The following is a 22064-nucleotide window of genomic DNA, read 5'->3' as shown; positions in this document are numbered from 1 at the left end:
GCCCCCGTCTCCGTAGGCACGGTCCCGGGGGCGCGGGGTGGTTCAGGTCAGGTCGGCGGGATGTCGAGACCTCGGCGGAGCAACCCGAGGGTGCGGTCGAGCAGTTCGATCATGTCCTCGGACCGGTGGTGCTCGATCCAGTACATCGTGGTCTCGTGGATCGCCCCGAAGACCGCCGTCGTGAAGACCCGGACCTCCAGGTCGTCCGCGGGCCGCCCGGTCCGCTCCGCGATGATCCCGCCGAGCAGCCGCCCGGTCGTGGACATCGACTCGTGCGCGCGGGCGCGGATCGCCGGCACGTCCCGGACCAGTTCCTCGCGCCGGACCATCTCGTCCCGCGCCTGCGGGTCGTCGAGCATGCGGCTCAGCACCTCGTGCATCACGTGCCGCACGGAGGCGAGCGCCGGCTCGTCCACCGGGCGGGTGCGCAGCACCCTCGCCATGTCGTCGTCGTACTCGTCCGTGAGGACGATGTCCTCCTTGGTGGGGAAGTAGCGGAAGACGGTACTGGGCGACACGTCCGCCTCCGCGGCGATCTGGTCGACCGGCGTCGCGTCGTACCCCTGCTCGGCGAAGAGCCGGTACGCGGCCGTGCGGATGGCCTGCCGGGTTTTGACCTTCTTGCGTTCCCGCAGGCCGGGCGCGGGCACGTCGGTGGGGGTCGTACGAGGGCACATGCCGCTCATTGTCGGGCATCGGTGGCCTTGGGAGCCATGGGCGCGGGCGCGCCCTGCGGTACGTCCTGCCGTGCGTCCGGCGCGGTGGCCTGGCCGGATGCCTGGCCGGACGCGTTGCCCGCGGCCTTCCCGGATGCCTGGCCGGGGGCCGCCGGCGTGCGCGTGTCGGGCAGGAAGACCGCGACGAGCGCGGCCGCGGCCAGCGCGGCGGCGCCGCAGACCACGATCGCCAGGTCCATGCCGTGGACGTAGGCCCGGTCCGCGGCGGCGGCGAGCGCGCGGTCGCCGAGCTTGGCGGCGACCTGGTGCGCGCCGACCACGGAGTCCCGTGCGGTGCGGGCCGCCGCGCCGGTCAGCCCGGTGGAGCCGAGCCGGTCGCGGTAGCCGGAGGCCAGCACGCTGCCGAGGATCGCGACGCCGACCGCGGAGCCGGTCTGCCGCAGCGTCTGGAGCAGCCCCGAGCCGCTGCCGGCCCGGTCGCGGGGGAGCGCGCCGAGCGCGCCGTCCATCGAGGGCACGATGGCCAGGCCGAAGCCGAGCCCGGCGATCGGCTGCCAGGTCGCGCAGGCGCCGTAGCCGTCGCCGCTGCCGGTGGTGGCCCCGAGGAAGGCGGCCGCGGCGAGCAGCAGCAGCCCGGTGGCGATCACCGGCCGGGGGCCGAACCGCCGTACCAGGCCGGCGCTGAGCCGGGCGGCGACCATCAGCCCGCCCATCATCGGCAGCAGCCGCAGGCCGGTGCCGAAGGCGTCGTAGCCCAGCACGGTCTGGAGGTAGGACGGCAGCACGAAGAGCAGGCCGGTGAGGATGAAGCTGACCAGGGTCGCGGCCACTGCGTTCCACAGGAAGCCGCGCTGCCGCAGCAGCGACAGGTCGAGCATCGGCCGCGACACCCCGCGCTCGCGCAGCACCAGCGCGGCGATCAGCAGCACCGACCCGAGCAGCGAGCCCAGCACCAGCGGGTCGGCCCAGCCGCGGTCGGGGGCCTCGATGATGCCGTAGACCAGGGCGCCCAGGCCCGCGGCCGCGCACACGGTGCCGACCGGGTCCACCCGTGGCGCGGCCGGGTCGCGGGTCTCGGGGAGCAGCAGCACGCACGCCACGATGCTGATCGCGACCAGCGGGATGTTGATCAGGAAGACCGAGCCCCACCAGAAGTGCTCCAGCAGCGCGCCGCCGATGATCGGGCCGAGCGGCATGCCGAGCGCCATCGAGGTGCTGGTGATGGCCACCGCCTTGGGCCGGTCGGCCGGGCCGAACAGCGACGGGATCACCGACAGCGCCAGCGGCATCACGAACGCCCCGCCCAGGCCCATCACGGTACGGGCCGCGATCACCGGCCCCGGGCTGTGCGCGAGGGTGCCGATCATCGAGCCGGCGAGGAACACGACCAGGCCGGCCACCAGCATCCGGCGCCGCCCGAACCGGTCGCCGAGCAGGCCCGCGGGCAGCATCGCGGCGGCGAAGACCACGGTGTACGAGTCCACGATCCACTGCAGGTCGCCGGTCCCGGCGTGGATCTGCCCGGCCATGCTCGGCAGCGCCACGTTGAGGATCGTCATGTCGAAGCTGAGCACGAGGGTGCTGGCGACCAGCGCGCCGAGCGCGAGCCATCTCCTGGGGTCGGCGCCCGGCTCGTGGGTGTGGGGCGCTGCTGCGGAGGGTGTTGCGGACGGTGCCGACACGAGATCTCCCGCGAGTAGATGTCAAATGAGAGTGACTACTAAAAAATAGTAGCTGTCACTCCGGACATGCGAAAGCCCCGCACTCCCGTGGGCGGGGAGTGCGGGGCGTGGCGGGTGCGGCGGGTCGGTTCCGGTGGGGCGGATCTGGCGGGGAGGGTTGTGGCGGGACCGGGTCCGGCTGGATCAGTTGTGGCTGTAGGCGACCAGCGAGATGCCGACGTAGTGGACGATGAACGCCGCCAGCGTGAAGGAGTGGAAGACCTCGTGGAAGCCGAACCAGCGGGGTGAGGGGTTGGGCCGCTTGAAGCCGTAGACCGCCGCGCCGGTGCTGTAGAGGATGCCGCCGACGACCACGCAGACCATCACGGCGACGCCGCCGGTGCGCATGAAGTCCGGCAGGAAGAAGACCGCGACCCAGCCGAGCGCGATGTAGCAGGGCGTGTAGAGCCAGCGGGGGGCGCCGACCCAGAAGACCCGGAAGGCGATACCGGCCAGCGCGCCGGCCCAGACCAGCCACAGCAGCAGCTCGGAGGTGGCTCCGGGCAGCAGCAGGATCGTCAGCGGCGTGTAGGTGCCCGCGATGATCAGGAAGATGTTCGCATGGTCAAGTCGTCGCAAAATTCCGGCACCGCGCGGGCCCCAGTTGCCGCGGTGGTAGAGCGCGCTGACGCCGAAGAGGGCGCAGGCGGTGACGGTGAAGACGGCGCAGGCGATCCGCCCGCGGGTGCTCTGCGCGAAGGCCGTCAGTACCACGCCGGAAATGAGTACCGCGGGGAACATTCCCGCGTGCAGCCACCCCCTGAGCTTGGGTTTCGTGAGCTTGGGCAGGTCGACCGAAGCAGCGGGGGAGGCTGCGTCGTCGGTCTCGTCCACGGCGGTCATACCGCGGATGATACCTACGCGACCGTAAGTTACCCGTAAGTAGTATGACCGCCCTCCGAGTGGTAATGCTCACGCTGGGTGGTCTGGACAGAATCATTTCGCCGGGACCACACTCATATGAGTGCGGTCGGCACCGGATGAGCACTCCACGAACGCGTCCGGGCCGCAGCCCCCAAGGGGCCGAGACAACACCCTCACACCACGCCGGTCTGTGCGGACCCGGCGGGACGGAGCGATCGTGGCGCGCGGCAATGCGGCTCCCACCAACCATCAGGAACTGATCAACTGGGTCGGCGAGATCGCCGAACTCACCCAGCCCGACGAGGTCGTGTGGTGCGACGGCTCGGAGGAGGAGTACCACCGGCTCGCCGGGGAACTCGTCGCCAAGGGCACCTTCACCAGGCTCGACCCGACCCTGCGCCCCAACTCGTACTACGCGGCATCCGACCCCACCGACGTGGCGCGGGTCGAGGACCGGACCTTCATCTGCTCGCGGCGCGAGGCCGACGCGGGCCCGACCAACCACTGGAAGGCGCCCGCCGAGATGCGGGAGATCTTCACCGGCCGGAAGGGTGACCACGGGCGCGGCGACACGAGCGGCGGTGCCGGCACGAGCGGCGAGAGCCCTGAGGGCGGTGAGGGCGGCCTGTTCCGCGGCGCCATGCGCGGCCGGACCATGTACGTGGTGCCGTTCTGCATGGGCCCGCTCGGCTCGGAGCTGTCCGCGATGGGCGTGGAGATCACCGACTCCGCCTACGTCGCGGTGTCCATGCGCACCATGACCCGGATGGGCCGCGCGGTGCTCGACGAACTCGGCACCGACGGCGCCTTCGTCAAGGCCGTGCACTCCGTCGGCGCCCCGCTGACCGACAAAGCGGCCGACGTGCCGTGGCCGTGCAACGCGACCAAGTACATCTCGCACTTCCCCGAGGACCGCGAGATCTGGTCCTACGGCTCCGGCTACGGCGGCAACGCGCTGCTCGGCAAGAAGTGCTACGCGCTGCGGATCGCCTCGGTGATGGCCCGCGACGAGGGCTGGCTCGCCGAGCACATGCTGATCCTGAAGCTGACACCCCCGCACGGCGAGGCCCGGTACGTGGCCGCGGCCTTCCCCTCGGCCTGCGGCAAGACCAACCTCGCCATGCTGGAGCCCACCGTCTCCGGCTGGAGCGTGGAGACCATCGGCGACGACATCGCCTGGATGCGGTTCGGCGCGGACGGCCGGCTCTACGCGATCAACCCCGAGGCCGGCTTCTTCGGCGTCGCCCCCGGCACCGGCGAGCACACCAACGCCAACGCGATGAAGACCATGTACGGCAACTCGGTCTTCACCAACGTCGCCCTCACCGACGACGGCGACGTGTGGTGGGAGGGCATGACCGAGCAGCCGCCGGCCCACCTCACCGACTGGAAGGGCAACGACTGGACGCCGGACAGCGCCACCCCGGCCGCCCACCCCAACGCCCGGTTCACCGTGCCGGCCGCCCAGTGCCCGATCATCGCGCCCGAGTGGGAGGACCCCAAGGGCGTGCCGATCTCGGCGATCCTCTTCGGCGGGCGCCGCGCCTCCGCGGTGCCGCTGGTCACCGAGTCCTTCGACTGGCAGCACGGCGTCTTCCTCGGCGCGAACGTCGCCAGCGAGAAGACCGCCGCCGCCGAGGGCAAGGTCGGCGAGCTGCGCCGCGACCCGTTCGCGATGCTGCCGTTCTGCGGCTACAACATGGGCGACTACTTCGGCCACTGGGTCAAGCTCGGCAAGGAGCACGACCCCGCGAAGCTGCCGAGGATCTACTACGTCAACTGGTTCCGCAAGGACGCCGACGGGCGCTTCGTGTGGCCCGGGTTCGGCGAGAACAGCCGCGTGCTGAAGTGGATCGTGCAGCGGCTGGACGGCCAGGCGGAGGGGGTGCGCACCCCCATCGGCGTGCTGCCGGCCGAGGGCGCCCTCGACACGGACGGGCTGGGCCTGTCCGCGGCTGACCTCGAACTGCTGCTGAGCGTCGACCGCGACATCTGGCGGCAGGAGGCGGCGCTCATCCCGGCCCACCTGGAGACCTTCGGGGAGCACACCCCGCCGGAGCTGTGGACGGAGTACCGCTCGCTGGTCGAGCGGCTGGGGTAAGCGGTGAGGGGCGCGGGGGATGGACCCCGCGCCCCTGCGAAACGGCTCGTACGGCTGGAGTTCTTACGGCTGGAACTCCTACGGCTGGAACTCCTACGGCTGGAGCGCTTACGGCTGGCTGTAGCCGTCGAGGAAGCGGCCGATCCGGCCGACCGCCTCGCGCAGGTCCTCCGCGCGCGGCAGCGTGACGATGCGGAAGTGGTCCGGCTCGATCCAGTTGAACCCGGTGCCGTGCACGATCATGATCTTCTCCGCGCGCAGCAGGTCAAGCACCATCTGCCGGTCGTCCTTGATCTTGTACACCTGCGGGTCGAGCCGCGGGAAGGCGTACAGCGCCCCCTTCGGCTTGACGCAGGTGATGCCGGGGATCTCCATCAGCGCTTCGTACGTGGCGTCGCGCTGCGCCCGCAGCCGGCCGCCGGGCAGGACCAGGGAGTTGATCGACTGGTGGCCGCCGAGCGCGGTCGCGATGGCGTGCTGCGCCGGCATGTTCGCGCACAGCCGCATGTTCGCGAGGATGGTCAGGCCCTCGATGTAGCTGCCGGCGTGCTTCTTCGGGCCGCACACCGCCATCCACCCGCTGCGGAAACCGGCCACGCGGTACGCCTTCGACAGCCCGTTGAAGGTGAGCGTGAGCAGGTCGGGGGCGATCGCGGCGGTGGGGGTGTGGGTGGCGTCGTCGTAGAGGATCTTGTCGTAGATCTCGTCGGAGCAGACCACCAGGCGGTGCCGGCGGGCGATGTCGGTGATGCCGCGCAGCAGCTCGTCGTCGTAGACGGCGCCGGTGGGGTTGTTCGGGTTGATCACCACGATCGCCTTGGTGCGGTCGGTGACCTTGCGCTCGATGTCGGCGAGGTCCGGCATCCAGTCGGACTGCTCGTCGCAGCGGTAGTGCACCGCGGTGCCGCCGGCCAGCGAGACCGAGGCGGTCCACAGCGGGTAGTCGGGGGCGGGGACCAGCACCTCGTCACCGTCGTCGAGCATCGCCTGCATCGACATCTGGATCAGTTCGGACACGCCGTTGCCGAGGTAGATGTCCTCGACCTCCAGCGGGATGCCCTTGGTCTGGTAGTGCTGCATCACCGCGCGCCGCGCCGACAGCAGCCCCTTCGCGTCCCCGTAGCCATGCGCGTCACCCAAGGTGCGCAGCATGTCCTCCAGGATCTCCGGCGGGCAGTCGAACCCGAAAGGCGCCGGGTTGCCGGTGTTCAGCTTCAGGATGCGGTGCCCGGCCGCCTCCAGCCGCATCGCCTCCTCAAGAACCGGACCCCGGATCTCATAACAGACGTTCGCGAGCTTCGTGGACTGAATCACCTGCATGTCGGTCACCTTACGGCGGCGTCACGGGAGCCGCGCGGTGTTTTCCACCACGTGGACTCCGGACGGATTTCGCCGGGCCCGCCCCTGGGGCGTCCAGGGCTGGAAGACTCGGGGGATGGCGATCCAACCGCCGCACGGCGGCCGGCCCGGGCCCGCCGCGCCCGGCACGGTACGGATGGGGGAGGGCGCCCGCAGCGGGCTGGTGCTGCTCAACGACGAGCCGGTGACCGGCGCCGAGGACGACGAACTGGGTGCCCGGTGGGTGGCCGAGCAACTGTCCGCGCTGCTGCTGGCCTCCCGGCGCTCCACGCCCTTCACCCTCGCGCTGGAGGGCGGCTGGGGGATGGGCAAGAGCAGCCTGATGCGGCTGGTCGACGCCAAGCTCCAGGACACCGACGGCGTGCACACCGTCTGGTACAACGCCTGGAGCTCGACCGGGGCCGACGCGCTCGAAGGGCTGATCAAGTCCGTGCTGGCGCAGTTCGACCCGAACGTCCTGCGCCGCGCGCTGCGCCGGTTGCAGGGCGGCAGCGGCCTGGCCAGGGTGGTCCGCGCGCTCACGCTGGTGGCCGCGGGGCCGCTGGGCGTGGCGGGCATGGTGGACGCGCTGTGGCGCGCCCTGTCGGTGGACGCCACCGCGCGCAACCGGATGCGGGACGCGCTGCGCAGGATGGTGGCCGACTGGACGGCCGCGCCGCGCCCGGGAGCCCCCGGCAGGCTGCTGGTGATCTTCATCGACGACCTCGACCGCTGCTCCCAGGAGACGGTGCTCGCGCTGTGCGAGGCGCTCAAGGTCTACCTGGACGTGCCGGGCCTCGCCTTCGTGATCGGCTGCGACCGCGAGGCGATGAGCGAGGAGGGCATGCTGCGCAACCTCACGCCGGCCGGCGCGGCCTTCATGGAGAAGATCTTCCAGACCAGCTACCGCATCCCCGCTCCCGGCAACCGCGACATCCAGCGCTACGTATGGAGCTGCGCCGGGCGGGCCGGCATCGCCGACCTCCTCGACCAGCAGCTGGTGGAACTGCTGGGCTACCGGGCCGCCCGCAACCCGCGCCGGGTGAAGACCCTGGTCAACGGCCTGCTGCTGGAGGCGAACCTCAACCCGAGCTGGTCCGACCTGAGCACCGAGGCGGTCATCATCACGCTGCTGCTCCGGTACCTCTACATGGACTTCTACCGGTTGATGACCGCGCAGAACGAGCCCGGCTCGCAGCCCGAGGTGGTGGACACCTTCTTCGAGTACTGCGCGGTCCGGACGCTGCTGCGGGCCGGTTCGCACTGGTCGGCGCGGGACGCGGAGCGGGTCGAGGGCTTCCTGGCCCGGTACGCCATGGCGCCGCCGGAGGGGGAGGACCAGCACGACCGCGAGGACACCCTGCGCGTGCTGGAGGGCGAACTGCCCGACCGGTTCCCCGCGTTGGCCATCGACCAGACGTTCGTGTCGCTGCTGTGGGGGCTGCGGGAGCTGGAGGGCGCGGAGCTGGTGCTCCAGCGGCTGCGGGAAGGGATGGACCGCCCGCTGGAGCCGCTGCCGCCATCGCCGTCCGAGCCGCCGGCGGGGTGGGTCGCGCCGGCGATGGTGGGGCTGCCGGACAGCGGCGAGCCGACGATGCTTCCGGGGGCGCGCGGGGAGCCCGGATCGAGCGTGCCCGGTGGGGACCGTCCCGGGGCCGGCCGGCCGAGCGGGGACTCGCCGAGCGGGAACCCGCCGGGCGAAGACGGGTCGGGCGAAGACGGGTCGGGCGGCGACCGGCCGGTCGGGAACTGGCCCACTGGGAACCGGCCGGGCGGGAACCGTTCGACAAGCACGCCGCAGGCGTCGCCGCGCACCACCACGCAGCCGCCCGCGGCCCGGCCGGCCGGGCCGGTCGATCCGGTCAGCCCCGCGCTCGACCCGCAGGACACCGAGACCTTCCCGGTGGACTATCCGCTGCCCGCCGGGTACGCCCAGCGGATGCCCTCGTCCCTGTCCCCGGGCGGCGACGGGCGGGGCGCGCGGCCCCCGGTCGTGGTGGTGGCGGGCTTCACCTCGGGCGCCGCGGGGGCGGTCGGTTTCGCGCTGCGCCGCGGCGGTCTTGACCACGACTTCGACTTCTACGAAGAGCTGTGGCCCGACGTGCTCGCCCGCGAACCGCGGGCCGTGCTGTGCCATGTCGCCGCGTTCGGCACCCCCGGCCGGGGCTTCGAGCTGATCCGGGGCGCCCGCGACGACGGCTACCGGGGCGTCGTCGTCTTCTACACCCCGACACTGACCCCGAACGAGCGGCTGGCCGCCGACCGGCTCGACGCCGAGATCACCAACGACCCGGACCAGGCGGCCGCCCTGCTGTGGGCCGGGCTGCGGCGACCGCAGACCGGGCCGCCCGCCGCCTCCGGCTGAGCGGCACCGCCCGACCCCTCCCGTCCCCGCCTCACCCGCGCCGGCCGCCGCGCGCCGGCGACCTGCGCACCGAGCGCCCGGCGAGCACCCCCGTACGCCGGCCGTCGGCCATCACGAACCGGCCGTCCACCAGCACGTACGGAATGCCCGTCGGCAAGGTGCGCGGGCGCTCGAAGGTGGCGCCGGCCGCGACCGTGTCCGGGTCGAAGAGGACCAGGTCGGCGCGGTAGCCGGTGCGGACCAGGCCGCGGTCGGGCAGCCGCAGCCGGGCCGCGGGCCGCCCGCTCAGGTGCGCCACGCACTCCTCCAGCGTCAGGACGCCCAACTCCCTCACGTAGCGGCCGAGATACGCCGGGAAGGTGCCGTAGGCGCGGGGGTGCGGTTTGGCGCCGCGCAGGATGCCGTCGGAGCCCGCGGTGTGCGCGCGGTGGCCCATGATCGTACGGACGTTGGCCTCGTCGCCGACGTGCTGAAGGATCGTGGTGCCCAGGCGGTCGTCGAGCAGGAGGCGGCGGGCGGTGGGCCAGCCGTCCACCCGGGTGCCGATGCGGGGGGACAGGGCGGGGTCGGTGACGCCCGAGATCTCGATGGTGGACCAGTCGACGGGCACCCCGTGGCAGCCGTCGGAGCCCTCGACCTCCAGGGCGCGGCGGATCGCCTCGGCCGCGGTGTCGTCCCGCAGCCGGGCGAGGGTCGCCTCCGGACCGCCCTCCGCGGCCCAGCTCGGCAGCAGCGCGACCAGCGTGGTGCAGCCCGGGGTGTACGGATACGTGTCGAGGGTGACGTCGACTCCCGTGTCCAGGGCGCGGTCGAGCAGGGCCAGCAGCTCGGGGGCACGGCCGGTGTTCTCGTCGAAGTTCATCGTGGCGTGCGCCAGGTGCAGGGCGCACCCCGAGGCGCGGGCGAGCGCGAGCATCTCCTCGTACGCGGTCAGCGCGCCGGCGCCGTACGACCGGTGGTGCGGGCAGTAGTAGCCGTCGTAGGCCGCCACCACCCGGCACAGCTCGGTCAGTTCGCTGTCGGAGGCGTACATCCCCGGGGTGTAGGTGAGGCCGGAGGACATGCCGACGGCGCCCTCGGCGAGGCCGCGCGCGACCTCCTCCTTCATCCGGTCCAGCTCGGGCTCCGTCGGCGGCCGGTCCGCCCAGCCCATCACCATCGCCCGCACGGTGCCCTGCGGCACCAGGTAGGCGGCGTTCACCGCGATGCCCTGGTCCAGCCGGTCCAGGTAGCCGCCGACGCTGCGCCAGGTGAACTCCGCGTCGGCGCCCGGACCGTTCCACCCGGCGATCTGGGTGCGCAGCTCCTTGAGGGTGACGTCGTCGACCGGGGCGTACGACAGGCCGTCCTGCCCCAGCACCTCCAGGGTGACGCCCTGGGCGGCCTTCGCCTCGTGCGCGGGGTCCTCCAGCACCGCGAGGTCGCTGTGCGCGTGCATGTCGATGAAGCCCGGGGCCAGCGCCAGCCCGTCCGCGTCCACCACCAGCCGCCCGCCGAGCCGCGCCCCGCCGTCCCGCTCCCGCCGGATCTCCGTGATCCGCCCGCCGTCCACCCCGACGTCGGCCCGGTACGAGTCGCCGCCCGACCCGTCCACCACCCGCGCCCCGCGTACCACCAGCTCCATGAACAGCCATCTTCCCTTACGAATCGAGCGTTTCGGGCGGGCGGCCCGCCCCCGCGGCCCCGGGGCCGCCGGGTCACGGGCGGCGAGGGGCGGGCCGTACCAGCGGGTCGGAAACGGGTCAGAAGAACGTGCGGACGTAGGACGTGACCGTGCCGTCCGCCCGGGCGACTGGGATGAGCACCCACTTGTCGAATGTGGTGCAGGGGTGGGACACGCCGAGTGCGACCCAGTCGCCGACCTCCAGGCCGTCCTCGGGCGGGACGCGCAACCAGGCGTGCTGGTCGGAGAGTTTGACCACCTCCAGCCCGTCCGGCGCGGTGCGCACCGCGCCGTCGCGGGCCGAGCGGACCGTGCGGGGCGTCGGCAGCCCGAGGTCGTAAGGGGCGTCCCGCTTGCCCGCGTTGAGGAACGCCTGGTCCGGTGCGGGCCGGGAGACGACCTGCGCCCACAGCCGGAAGGCGGGCTGAAGGTCGCCGTCGTCCGGCACCCGGTTGAAGGGCGTGATCCGCCGGTAGTGGTCGTCGTCGTGGGTGACGTACGCCCCCGAGCGCAGCAGCCGCAGCGCCGGACGGGACAACTCCGGTACCTCCGCGAAGACTTCGGCGACCGCGTCGAACCACGCGGAGCCGCCCGCGCTCACCACGATCTCGGTGGCGTCCGCGAACCGGCCGGCCCGGTCGAGCGTTTCGGCGAGCGCCACCAGCCGGCGCAGGTAGGCCCGTACCCGCTCCGGATCGGCCGCGGGCACCTCGCCCTCGTACCCGGCCACGCCCACCAGCCGCAGCGTGCCGACCGCCGACACCGCCGCCGCGACCGCCTCGGCCTCGCGGTCGGTGCGCACCCCGGTCCGCGCGCCCTGCCCGGCGCCGAGTTCGACCACGACGTCCAGCTGCCGCTGTACGCCGGCCGCGCGCAGCGCCGCGTCCATCAGCTCGACCCCGCGCAACGAGTCGACGTAGGTGATGAGCTGGAAGTCGGGGTCGGCGTCCAGTTCGGCGCCGATCCAGCGCAGCGCGGCCGCGTCGACCAGTTCGTTGGCGAGGAAGATCCGCGGCACCCCGAACGCCCTTGCCACCCGCACCTGGTGCGGCACGGCCAGGGTGATCCCCCAGGCGCCGTGGGCGAGTTGGCGGGCGAAGAGCTGCGGCGCCATGGAGGTCTTGCCGTGCGGCGCGAAGACCAGGCCGTACTTGTCGGTGTACTCCTCCAGCGCGGCCAGGTTGTGCGCCAGGGCCTCCTCGGACAGCACGAGCAGCGGCGTGCCGAAGCCGCCGTCGAACAGGCTGCGGCGCTGCGCGGCCAGCTCGCCCACGGTCAGCCCCTCGGCGTCCGGCGGAAGCGCCTTGAAGCGATGGTCGATCCGCTCGGCGTCCAGTGCCGCGATCCGCTCGTCGATGTCCATCCACCCTCCCGGGAAGCGGCCCGGCGGTGCCGGTGCCGCGTCGTACGGCCGTTGCATCCTGTGCAACGTCCGTTGCGTATTCTGTTTCAAGCTGTCTAACATCCTGGTCGGCGCGGGGTCAACGGCGTCCGGACCGGCCGGCCCGATGATCCGCCGGCTCCGATCCGGCCCCGTCCGCCCGCCCGAGCCCGTACCGACGAGGAGCGGAGACCCGCGTGACCGCAACGCCGAGCGCCGAACGTGTCGATGTCGTCTGCCTGGGCGAGTCCATGGTCACCTTCGTACCCTCCCGGCCGGGACCGCTCGCCGACGTCCCCTCCTTCCACCGTGCCATCGGCGGCGCCGAGTCCAACGTGGCCTGCACGCTCGCCCGTGCCGGGCACACCACGAGCTGGGTGAGCCGGGTCGGCGCGGACGGCTTCGGCGACCACCTGGTGGACACCATCGCCGCGGCCGGGGTGGACGTCGGCGCGGTGCAGCGCGACCCGCGCCGTCCCACCGGCGTCTACTTCCGCACCGCGCAGGAGCGCGCCACCACGGCGGCCGGGCCGTCCGAGCGCGCCGAGGTCGTCTACTACCGCAAGGGCTCGGCCGCCTCCGCGCTGTCGCCCGCGCTGGTCCGCCGGAGCGACGTGTGGGCCGGCCGGGTGCTGCACCTGACCGGCATCACCGGTGCGCTCTCCGCGAGTTGCCGCGCCCTGATGGCCCGCCTCACCCACCGCGAACCGGGCCGCCCGCTGGTCTCCTTCGACGTCAACCACCGCCCGGCGCTGTGGCACGACGCCGACCCGTGGCAGCTCGCCGAACTGGCCCGAGGCTGCGACCTGGTCTTCGTCGGGGAGGACGAGGCGCAGGCGGCGTGGGGCCTGCCGGACGCGGACGCGGTACGGGCCGCACTGCCGGAGCCGGCGATGCTCGTGGTCAAGCAGGGCGCGGCCGGGGCGACGGTGTTCACGTCCGCGGGGGCGGAGCTGCCGGAGGGGCTGGGGGATCTGGGGGACCTGAGCGGCCTGGGTGACCTGGACGGTTCGGGCGGCGCGGGTGCTTCGGGCGGTTCGGGCGGGCCTGGCGGTGATGCGGGGCGGGGCGGCATCCGGCTCCAGGTGCCGGCGCCCGCCGTGGAGGTGGTCGCGCACGTCGGCGCGGGTGACGCCTTCGCCGCCGGGTTCCTGTCCGCCACGCTGCGCGGGCTGCCGCTACGGGACCGGATGCGGCACGGCCACCTGCTGGCCGCCGCCGCGCTGACCGTCGCCGACGACCTGGCGGTTCCGCCGGACCGGGCCCGTACCGACGCGTTGGCCGCGCTGGACGACGCCGCATGGGGCAGACTGCGGCTGGGCCCGGGGTGGACGCGGGACGCGGGCGGAGAGGTGCCGGGATGAGCCAGACCGTGGACCGGGCGCTGAGCATCCTGCCGCTGCTCGCCGAGGGGCCGGCCGGGCTGGAACAGGTCGCCACCCGGCTCGACGTGCACAAGTCGACCGCGCTGCGGCTGCTGCGCACCCTGCACGAACACGGCCTGGTCTACCGCCAGCAGGACCAGCGCTACCGGCTCGGCGCGCGGCTGTTCGCGCTCGCCCAGCAGGCCGTCGAGGCGCTGGACATCCGGGAGATCGCCCACCCGCACCTAGCCGCGCTCAACGAACGCACCGGCCACACCGTGCACCTGGCGGTGTACGAGCAGGGCGAGGTGGTCTACATCGACAAGGTGGACAGCCGCTATCCGGTGCGGATGTACTCCCGAGTCGGCCGCCCGGTCGCCATCACGGTGGCCGCCGTCGCCAAGCTGCTCCTCGCCGACCTGCCGGAGCCCGAGCGGCGGGCGGTCGCCGAACGGCTGGACTACCCGCGCTACACCGCCCGTTCGACGCCGGACGCGGCGGCGTTCCTCGCCGAGCTGGCGCGGGTGCGCGAGCAGGGCTGGGCGAGCGACCTCGGCGGCCACGAGGAGTCCATCAACTGCGTCGGCGCGCCGATCCACGGCCCGGACGGCCGGGTCTGCGCCGCGATGTCGCTGTCCGCGCCCAACGTGGTGGTCGGCGCCGACGAGTTGCTGCGGCTGCGCCCGCTGATCCTGCGAACCGCGCACGCGGTGGGCGAGGAACTGTGCGGCAGGCACGGGAGCGAGCGCGACGAGCACGAAGAGCCCGACGGACGTGACCGCCCCGACGAGCGTGACCGCCCCGACGACGCCGTACACCTCGCGGACCACCACGACGCGGACCACGACGCGGACCACCACGACGCGGGCCACGACTGACACCACGGCCCGCGCCACGGCCACGCCACGACCGACACCACGTCTCCCGACCCCCCTACGACTCCCCTCCCCGACGAACCGAGCAACGAGGACACCGACGCATGAGCGACCAGCCCGAGACCGGCACCGACCGGCTTCCGCGCCTGACCAAGACCGCGATCACCCCGCCCACGCACACCGCGCCCCCGGCGAAGTTCTCGCACGGCGTCCGCAAGGGCAACATCCTCCAGGTCGCCGGCCAGGTCGGCTTCCTGCCCGCCGTCGAGGGCCAGGCCCCGACCCCGGCCGGCCCGACCCTGCGCGAGCAGACGCTCCAGACCCTGGAGAACGTCCACTCCGTGCTGACCGCCGGCGGCGCGAGCTGGGAGGACGTGGTGATGGTGCGGGTCTACCTGACCGACACCGCGCACTTCGCCGAGCTGAACGACCTCTACAACGCCTACTTCGCCGACCTGGAGCAGCCGCCCGCGGCCCGCACGACGGTCTACGTCGGCCTGCCCGCCGGCCTGCTGATCGAGATCGACGCGCTGGCCGTACTGGGCTGAACCGCGGCTTCTTCCCACGGCGAAGGGAGCGCCCCAAGTGCGGGGCGCTCCCTTCGTGTTGCGCGGTTGGTGCAGACGTGCCTACGCGCCTATGTGCAGACGTTCAGACGTGCAGACGCGCCTACGACATCGCGTGGACGTGGGCGCCCACCGTGTTGGACCAGGAATTCCCGTTGGAGGCGTCCCAGTTCGTGGACCAGGTCATGGCGCCGCGAATGGTGGGCCACTTGGCCGAGGGGTGGAAGGTGCCGCAGTTGGTGCCGCTGGCCAGGCAGTCGAGCGCGTTGTCGACCACCGACGGCGAGACGTACCCGGAGCCGGCCGCGCTGGTGGAGGCGGGGGTGCCGATGCCGACCTGGGACGGGTCGAGCCCGGCCTGGATCGCGGTGCAGGCCAGCGTGGTGATGAAGTCCACGGTGCCCTGGCTGTAGACCCCGCCGTCGCAGCCGTTCATCGAACCGCTGTTGTAGTACTGCGTATTGACGACGGTGAGGATGTCCTTGATGTTCAGCGCGGTGGCCAGGTAGTCACTGGACGGCGACAGCATGTCGATGGTCTGCGGCGCCATCGTGATGATCAGCCCGGAGCCCGCCTTCGCGCTGAGGCTGCGCAGCGCCTGCGACATGTAGGTCGGGTCGATCCCGTTCTCCAGGTCGATGTCCACGCCGTTGAAGCCGTACGTCTGCATCAGGGTGTAGACGCTGTTGGCGAAGTTCGTCGCCGAGGCGGAGTCGCGCACCGAGATGGTGCCGTCCTGCCCGCCGACGGAGATGACCACCTTCTTGCCCGCCGCCTGCTTGGCGGCGATGTCCGCCTTGAACTGCGCCTCGCTGTAGTTGAGCGAGGGGTCCAGGGAGAAGCTGACCGCGCCGGGCGTGGTGGTGGCGGTCGCGAAGGCCACGGCGATGATGTCGTACTGGTTCTGCACCTGCGCGATGGTCTGCACGGTCGCGCCGTTGGAGAAGTCCTGCCAGTACCCGGTCACCGCGTGCTTGGGCAGGTCGCCGGCCGGCGGGCTGGTCGGCGGCGTGGTGGGGGGAGTGGTGGGCGGCGTCGTCGGGGGCGTGGTCGGCGGGGTGGTCGCGGTGCCGCCCGGGCCGGACAGGGTGACATCGTCGGCGTAGTAGGCGGGTTGGCCGTACCAGCCGTGCGTGTAGACGGTCACCGAGGTGGTGCTCGCGCCGGTGGTGAAGTTGACGCTGAGCTGGGAGTAGGAGGAGGCGCTCGGCGTCCAGGTGGACGGGTCGGTGCCGCCGGTGCCGGTCGCGCCGAGGTAGACGTACGACCCCTGCACCCACGCGCTCAGCGTGTAGGCGGAGTTGGGCTGCACGCTGATGGTCTGCTGGCACTGGGCGGTGTCGCTGCCGGACGGGGTGGCCTTCAGCGCGCTCGACCCGGAGTGCACCGGGGTGGAGACGGCCGCACCGCTGCCGGCGGAGCAGGTCCAGCCGGAAAGGCCGCTCTCGAAGCCGGAGTTGGCCACCAGATTGGTGGTGGCGGCGGAGGCGGCGCCCTCCGTGACGAGCGCGACGCCGGAGCCGATCACGGCCGCGGCGCTCAGCCCGGCGATCAACCGGCGCTTGAGGGTTGCTCTCGACTTCGCATGGCTCGCTCGATTCGCGTGCGATGCACGTTCCACGACTGCCTCCTGGGGGCAAGGAGTTGGGGGGTGGTGGGGTGTGCGGGTGACCCGGGTGCCCACGGATGGCATGGACACACGTAGTAGGGAGAAAGTTGGTCCAGACCAATCCGGTTGTCAAGACCTCTGATGGACACCGGTCGTTCACCTCGTTCGATCCGCAACTTTCCGCGCCCAACTCGCTACACATCGATAAGCTGACGACCGCGTACGGCCAGGCGGACCCCACTCGACCCGGACCGCCGCGCGCAGATGGGGAGGGGTGCCGCATGCCGAGCGTCATCACGGTGACCGCGGACGACCTCGCGCTCCCACTGGAGGAGCAGGTGGTGCGCACCTCCACCGCGCTGGACATGCACGGCCACCTGGTCGCGCTCGCCCCGGCCGAGGCCGACGACCCGGCCCGGCGCCGGATGCACACCGTCCGCTCCGCGCTGGAGGGCGACCGGATCGCGATCGTGCCGCTGGCCCTGCCGCCGCTGGCCCGCACCCTGCTCGGCGAGCAGTTACGGCAGCTGTCCGGCACCGACCTCGGGCCCGGCGTGCTGGCCGGCGCCGCCCGCCTGCTGTCGTACTACCTGCACTCCGGCGCGCTGCTCGCGTCGGTCAGCAAGCTGGACCGGGTGCCGGTGAGCGTCGGCAGCCACGTCAAGTCCCTCGTGCCCGGGCGGCACTTCGCGGTGATCGCGCACCCCGAGCCGTACCTGGGCGAGGCCGACGCGGAGCACGTGCCGCCCGGGCCCGGCTACCAGACGCAGCTCGCGGTGGCCGGAAACGGCCTGGACCCCGGCTGGGTGGCCGGGCCGCTCGCCGCGGCCTGGCGCACCCAGCATCTGCGCGAGGTTCCGCTGCCGCCCGACTCGGCGCGCTGGTGGGGGACTTCACGGCTGGTCGAGTTCACCGCGTACATCGCCGACGTCGGCATGCTCTACCAGCTCGTCACCTCGGTGCGGCGCGACACCTGCACCTGGTGCGGGCTCGAAGTCATCGGCGACCAGTGCCTGTTCTGCGCCACCCGGATCAACGACCGCGGCAACCCTGCCAAGCACGCCGCCCGTCCGCCCGGCACGGCGGTCGAGACACCGCGCCGCCCCCAACTCGAACCCCACAAGCGATAGGTCCACCCGCACATGAACTCACGTCAGCGCCGTGGCGTCGTCCTCCTGGTGGTCTCCGTGGTCTGCGCGGTGGCCGCCTTCGCCGGGGTGCTCGCCGTCGTCAGCAACGCCCGCTCCCAGGTGGGCCAGAAGGTGACGGCGTACGAACTGTCGTCGGACGTGCCCGCGTACACCGCGCTGGACTCCTCCAAGGTGCACCGGATATCGATGCCGAAACGGTGGCTGCCGGACACCGCCGTCCGCGACCTCGGCGAGTTCCAGGGGAAGATCGCCGCGGTGCCGCTGAAGAAGGGCTCGCTGCTGGAGTCCGACATGGTCGCCGCCCGGCCCGAACTCAAGCCCGGGCAGATGGAGATCGCCATCATGATCGACGCGGAGACCGGCGTCGCGGGCAAGATCACCCCCGGCGCCCGGGTGAACATCTTCGCCACCTTCGCCGGCCGCAAGGACACCGACCCCGACGTCTCGAAGATCATCGTGGCCGGCGCGCAGGTCCTCGACGTCGGCCAGATCAAGGCGTTCGACAAGAACGAGGACGCGCAGCGGCTGTCCGAGGAAGGCGTCCCGATCACCTTCGCGCTCGACGCCCAGGACGCCCAACGCGTCGCGTACGCCGAGTCGTTCGCCGAACACGTCCGGCTCGCCCTGGTCGCCCCCGGCGACACCGCGGCCCCGCCGGACAGCGACCGCACCTACACGCTCTCCGGCGACACGTCGGCGGCGTCCACGTCGGGAGCCGCGCGATGAGGCCGGGCGCGGTCGGACCGGGCGCGGTCGGGCCGGGCGAGACGAGGCCGGGCATGGTCGGGCCGGGCATGGTCCGGCCGGGCGAGACGAGGCCGGGCGCGGCCATGGGAGGGCCGAGATGACCGTACGCATCCTCGCCGGCACCGCCGACGCCGACGCCGCCCGCGCGCTGGTCGGGCTGCTCGGCCAACTCCCGGGCGCCGAACCCGCCCCCGCCCTGCCCAACTCCACCGCGCTGCTCGACGCCCTCGCCCGCGCCGCCGAGGCGGGCGTCGACGAGCTGCCCGAAGTCGTCGTCGTGCACGACCTGATCGGGCCGATGCCCGCGCTCGACCTGGTGCGGGACGTGGCGCTGCGCTTCCCCGCGGTCGGCGTGGTGCTGCTCACCGCCGACCCGAGCCCGGCGATGCTGGCCTCCGCGATGAACTCCGGCGCCCGCGGGGTGATCGGAATGCCGCTCGCCTACGACGAGTTGGGCGCCCGGGTGGAGGCCGCCGCGTCCTGGGCGGAGGGGGTGCGCCGGCACCTCGCGCCGGGCCGGGCCGCGCTGCCCGCCGTCGCCGGCGGCACCCTGGTCGCGGTGGCCGGCGCCAAGGGCGGTGTCGGCACCACCGTCATCGCCGTCCAACTCGCCCTGGCCGCACACGCGTCGGGCCGCTCCACCGCCCTGGTCGACCTCGACCTGCAAGGCGGCGACGTCGCCTCGTACCTCGACGTCCAGTTCCGCCGCTCCATCGCCGACCTGGCCGACATCGCCGACGTCTCCTCGCGGGTCCTGAACGACGCGATGTACGTCCACGAGTCCGGGCTGGCGCTGCTGCTCGCCCCCGCTGACGGCGAGCGCGGCGAGGACGTCACCGACCGGGCCGCCCGCCTGGTGCTGACCGCCCTGCGGCAGCGGTACGAAGTGGTCGTCGTCGACTGCGGCACCCAGGTCACCAGCGCCAACGCGGTCGCCGTCGAGACCGCCGACACCGCCGTGCTGGTCACCACCCCCGACGTCGTCGCCGTGCGCGCCGCCAAGCGGATGGTGCGGATGTGGGACCGGTTGCAGATCCGCAAGCCCCAGGACACCACCGCCGCGGTCAACCGGCACACCCGGGGCAGCGAGATCCAGCCCTCGCTGATCGGCCGGATCACCGGCTCCAGGATCGCCGAGTCCGCCATCCCGGCCGGCTTCCGCGAACTCCAGCCCGTCATCGACGCGGGCCGGCTGCACGACCTCGACGCGCGCTCCACCGTACGCACCGGAATCTGGTCGCTGGCGGGGGAGTTGGGCCTGGTCACCGGCGCGACGCTGCCGGCCGGGCGGTCCGGGAAGCGGCTGCGCCGGGCCGACCGCGACCGCGGCCAGGTCACCCTGGAGACGCTGGGCATGACCCCGGTCATCCTGATCACCCTCATCCTGGTCTGGCAGGCCGTGCTGGCCGGCTACACCTTCACCCTCGCGGGCAACGCCGCCGACCAGGCCGCCCGCGCCGCCGCCGTCGGCGCCGACTACCGTGCGGCCGCGGCCAGTGACCTCCCCGGCGCCTGGGCCTCCGACATGCAAGGACCCACCGCCGACCGCTCCCAGGACGGCCAGGTCTCCGTCACCCTCGGCCTCAAGGTCCCCGTCCTGTTCCCCGGCGCCATCGACTTCCCCGTCACCGTGCACGGCCACGCGAGCACCGTGGACGAGACGGCCGGCGAGGGGACCACGCCATGACGACGCGGCGGGAGCGGCACGGCGAGCGGCACGGCGGGCGGGCTGGTGGGCGACTCGGCGGCACGTTCAGCGAGCGGTCCGGCAGGCCGTCCGGCAGGACGCTCCGCGAGCGGCACGGCGAGCGGTACCGCGGGCGGATCGGCGGGCGGCACGGCGAGCGGCACGGCGAGCGGCACGGCGAGGGGCACGGCGAGCGGTACCGCGGGCGGATCGGCGGGCGGCGCCCGGCCGGCCAGGCATCCCTGGAATACCTCGGCATGCTGCCCTTCCTGCTGCTCATCGCACTCGCGGGCATCCAGCTCGGCATCGCCGCCTACTGCGGCTCGCAGGCCGGCACCGCGGCGCGGACCGCCGCACGTACCGCGGCGCTGCCCGACCCGCAGGGAGGCATCGACGCCGGCGCCCGGGCGGGCGAGGCCGCGGTCAGCGGCTGGGTCCACCCGGACATCGGATGGCCGGTGAACGACGCGCAGAGCGTCACCGCGGAGGCCACCGTGGACATCCCGTCCGTGCTGCCCGGCGTGCACCTGTTCGGGCCGGTGCACCGCGACGCGACCATGCCGAAGGAGGACTGGACGCCATGAGCCTGCGTGCCCGCCTCGCCGTCGAAGAGGCCACCCCGCAGACCCAGGAAGGCCACCTCGTGGCCGTCTACCGGGCCAAACTGCTCCAGGAGATCGACCTCGCCGAGATGTCGGCGCTCGCCGCCGCCGAGCGCCGCGCCCGGCTCGAACGCGTCCTCGGCCACATCATCAGCCGCGAGGGCCCGGTGCTCTCCAGCGCCGAACGCGCCGCGCTGATCCGCCGGGTGGTCGACGAGGCACTGGGCCTGGGCATCCTCGAACCGCTGCTGGAGGACCCCTCCGTCACCGAGATCATGGTCAACGGCCCGGACCGGATCTACGTCGAACGCGGCGGCCGGGTCGAGCTCGTCCCGGCCCGCTTCTCCTCCGCCGACCAGCTCCTGCAGACCATCGAGCGCATCGTCTCCACCGTCAACCGCCGCGTGGACGAGTCCAATCCGATGGTCGACGCCCGCCTGCCGTCCGGCGAGCGCGTCAACGTCATCATCCCGCCGCTCTCGCTGACCGGCCCCACCCTGACCATCCGCCGCTTCCCGCGCGCCTACACGCTCCAGGAACTCATCGGCCTGGGCACCCTCGACGAGCACATGCTGCTCCTGCTCTCCGGGTTCGTCCGCGCCAAGTGCAACATCATCGTCAGCGGCGGCACCGGCTCCGGCAAGACCACCCTGCTCAACGCGCTGTCCGGGCTGATCCCCGACGGCGAGCGGATCATCACCGTCGAGGACGCCGCCGAACTCCAACTCCAGCAGGAGCACGTGATCCGGCTGGAGTCCCGCCCGCCGAACGTCGAGGGCGAGGGCCGCATCACCATCCGCGACCTGGTCCGCAACTCCCTGCGGATGCGCCCCGACCGCATCATCGTCGGCGAGGTCCGCGGCGGCGAGACCCTCGACATGCTCCAGGCGATGTCCACCGGCCACGACGGCTCCCTCGCCACCGTGCACGCCAACTCCGCCGAGGACGCCGTCCTGCGCCTTCAGACCCTCGCCTCCATGAGCGAGGTCAAGATCCCCTTCGAGGCGCTGCGCGACCAGATCAACTCCGCGGTGGACGTGCTGGTCCAGCTCCAGCGGCACGTCGACGGCACCCGCCGGATCGCCGAGATCGCGGTGCTCTCCTCCCGCGGCCGCGACACCTTCCGGCTCACCTCCGCCACCCGCTTCCGCGCCGAACCCCTCGGCGTCGACCGCATCGTCCGCGGCTGGTACGAACACCACCCGCTGCCACGCGAGATCGGCGACCGCCTCTACCTGTCCGGCGAGCACATCCCCGCCGCGTACGGTGTCGGCGCCACCGAACTCGAACTCGACAGCCGGGAGGCGAAGTGACCCTCGCGCGAACCCAGTTCGCCAGTACCCAGTTCGCCTC

17 protein-coding genes are annotated in these 22064 nt (G+C 72.8%); 10 read left to right on the top strand and 7 right to left on the bottom strand.

Annotated elements, in window-relative coordinates:
* Positions 1–47: 47 nt before the first annotated feature.
* The 3 genes from OG896_RS13765 to trhA all read right to left on the bottom strand — a co-directional run bounded on the left by OG896_RS13765 (position 48) and on the right by trhA (position 3241).
* Positions 48–677 (bottom strand): TetR/AcrR family transcriptional regulator, encoded by a 630-nt coding sequence (locus tag OG896_RS13765; protein ID WP_329365426.1) that lies wholly within the window; start codon positions 675–677, stop codon positions 48–50.
* Positions 678–682: 5 nt separating this feature from the next.
* Positions 683–2359, bottom strand: a complete 1677-nt coding sequence (locus OG896_RS13760) for an MFS transporter (RefSeq protein ID WP_329365424.1) — start codon at positions 2357–2359, stop codon at positions 683–685.
* A 183-nt stretch (positions 2360–2542) separates the two neighbouring features.
* Positions 2543–3241: a PAQR family membrane homeostasis protein TrhA gene (gene trhA, locus OG896_RS13755; protein ID WP_329365422.1), complete on the bottom strand. Its 699-nt coding sequence runs from the start codon at positions 3239–3241 to the stop codon at positions 2543–2545.
* A gap of 238 nt (positions 3242–3479) precedes the next feature.
* Here trhA and OG896_RS13750 point away from each other — a divergent pair, with 238 nt between their 5' ends.
* On the top strand, positions 3480–5363 hold the full coding sequence (locus OG896_RS13750) for a phosphoenolpyruvate carboxykinase (GTP) (RefSeq protein WP_329365421.1): 1884 nt from the start codon (positions 3480–3482) through the stop codon (positions 5361–5363).
* Between the two features lie 108 nt (positions 5364–5471).
* Here OG896_RS13750 and OG896_RS13745 read toward each other — a convergent pair whose 3' ends face one another.
* Positions 5472–6683, bottom strand: a complete 1212-nt coding sequence (locus OG896_RS13745; RefSeq protein ID WP_329365419.1) for a pyridoxal phosphate-dependent aminotransferase — start codon at positions 6681–6683, stop codon at positions 5472–5474.
* A 115-nt stretch (positions 6684–6798) separates the two neighbouring features.
* On the opposite strand from OG896_RS13745, the gene OG896_RS13740 reads away from it, so the two are divergent.
* Entirely contained in the window at positions 6799–9066 is a 2268-nt protein-coding gene (locus OG896_RS13740) for a KAP family P-loop NTPase fold protein (RefSeq protein WP_329365417.1), read from the top strand.
* A 31-nt stretch (positions 9067–9097) separates the two neighbouring features.
* Here the strand turns inward: OG896_RS13740 and OG896_RS13735 are convergent, their stop codons facing one another.
* Together OG896_RS13735 and OG896_RS13730 are read right to left on the bottom strand one after the other, a co-directional pair.
* Complete coding sequence (locus OG896_RS13735; protein ID WP_329365415.1) at positions 9098–10690, bottom strand: N-acyl-D-amino-acid deacylase family protein; 1593 nt, start codon at positions 10688–10690, stop codon at positions 9098–9100.
* Positions 10691–10808: 118 nt separating this feature from the next.
* Positions 10809–12092, bottom strand: coding sequence for an alanine racemase (locus OG896_RS13730; RefSeq protein WP_329365413.1), 1284 nt, complete (start codon positions 12090–12092; stop codon positions 10809–10811).
* A gap of 269 nt (positions 12093–12361) precedes the next feature.
* On the opposite strand from OG896_RS13730, the gene OG896_RS13725 reads away from it, so the two are divergent.
* The 3 genes from OG896_RS13725 (at position 12362) to OG896_RS13715 (ending at position 14897) form a co-directional block, all read left to right on the top strand.
* Positions 12362–13474, top strand: coding sequence for a sugar kinase (locus tag OG896_RS13725; protein ID WP_443057247.1), 1113 nt, complete (start codon positions 12362–12364; stop codon positions 13472–13474).
* On the top strand, positions 13471–14352 hold the full coding sequence (locus tag OG896_RS13720; RefSeq protein ID WP_329365410.1) for an IclR family transcriptional regulator: 882 nt from the start codon (positions 13471–13473) through the stop codon (positions 14350–14352). The genes OG896_RS13725 and OG896_RS13720 overlap by 4 nt, the downstream gene beginning before the upstream one ends.
* A 101-nt stretch (positions 14353–14453) precedes the next feature.
* Entirely contained in the window at positions 14454–14897 is a 444-nt protein-coding gene (locus tag OG896_RS13715) for a RidA family protein (RefSeq protein WP_328468562.1), read from the top strand.
* 121 nt (positions 14898–15018) lie between these two features.
* On the opposite strand, the gene OG896_RS13710 is transcribed toward OG896_RS13715, so the two are convergent.
* A complete protein-coding gene (locus OG896_RS13710; protein ID WP_329373977.1) occupies positions 15019–16443 on the bottom strand; it encodes a chitinase in 1425 nt (474 codons plus the stop codon).
* A 362-nt stretch (positions 16444–16805) separates the two neighbouring features.
* Between OG896_RS13710 and OG896_RS13705 the strand changes: the two genes are divergently transcribed.
* From OG896_RS13705 to OG896_RS13685, 5 genes are all read left to right on the top strand, one after another.
* Positions 16806–17654 carry a hypothetical protein gene (locus OG896_RS13705; protein WP_329365408.1) on the top strand — a complete coding sequence of 283 codons (849 nt, stop codon included), beginning with the start codon at positions 16806–16808 and terminating at the stop codon, positions 17652–17654.
* 12 nt (positions 17655–17666) lie between these two features.
* Positions 17667–18401 (top strand): Flp pilus assembly protein CpaB, encoded by a 735-nt coding sequence (gene cpaB, locus OG896_RS13700; protein ID WP_328468566.1) that lies wholly within the window; start codon positions 17667–17669, stop codon positions 18399–18401.
* 118 nt (positions 18402–18519) lie between these two features.
* The gene (locus OG896_RS13695; protein ID WP_329365406.1) at positions 18520–20109 is read left to right on the top strand and encodes an AAA family ATPase; all 1590 of its coding nucleotides are present in this window, start codon (positions 18520–18522) and stop codon (positions 20107–20109) included.
* Complete coding sequence (locus tag OG896_RS13690; RefSeq protein ID WP_329365405.1) at positions 20106–20693, top strand: TadE/TadG family type IV pilus assembly protein; 588 nt, start codon at positions 20106–20108, stop codon at positions 20691–20693. The genes OG896_RS13695 and OG896_RS13690 overlap by 4 nt, the downstream gene beginning before the upstream one ends.
* Positions 20690–22024 carry a CpaF family protein gene (locus OG896_RS13685; protein ID WP_328468573.1) on the top strand — a complete coding sequence of 445 codons (1335 nt, stop codon included), beginning with the start codon at positions 20690–20692 and terminating at the stop codon, positions 22022–22024. The genes OG896_RS13690 and OG896_RS13685 overlap by 4 nt, the downstream gene beginning before the upstream one ends.
* Positions 22025–22064: the final 40 nt, after the last annotated feature.

The sequence above is a fragment of the Streptomyces sp. NBC_00669 genome (genome assembly GCF_036226785.1).
In the GTDB taxonomy this organism is placed as follows: Bacteria; Actinomycetota; Actinomycetes; order Streptomycetales; family Streptomycetaceae; genus Actinacidiphila.
Note: the sequence above shows the minus strand (reverse complement) of the source record. Positions and strands in the feature narration are given on the sequence as shown.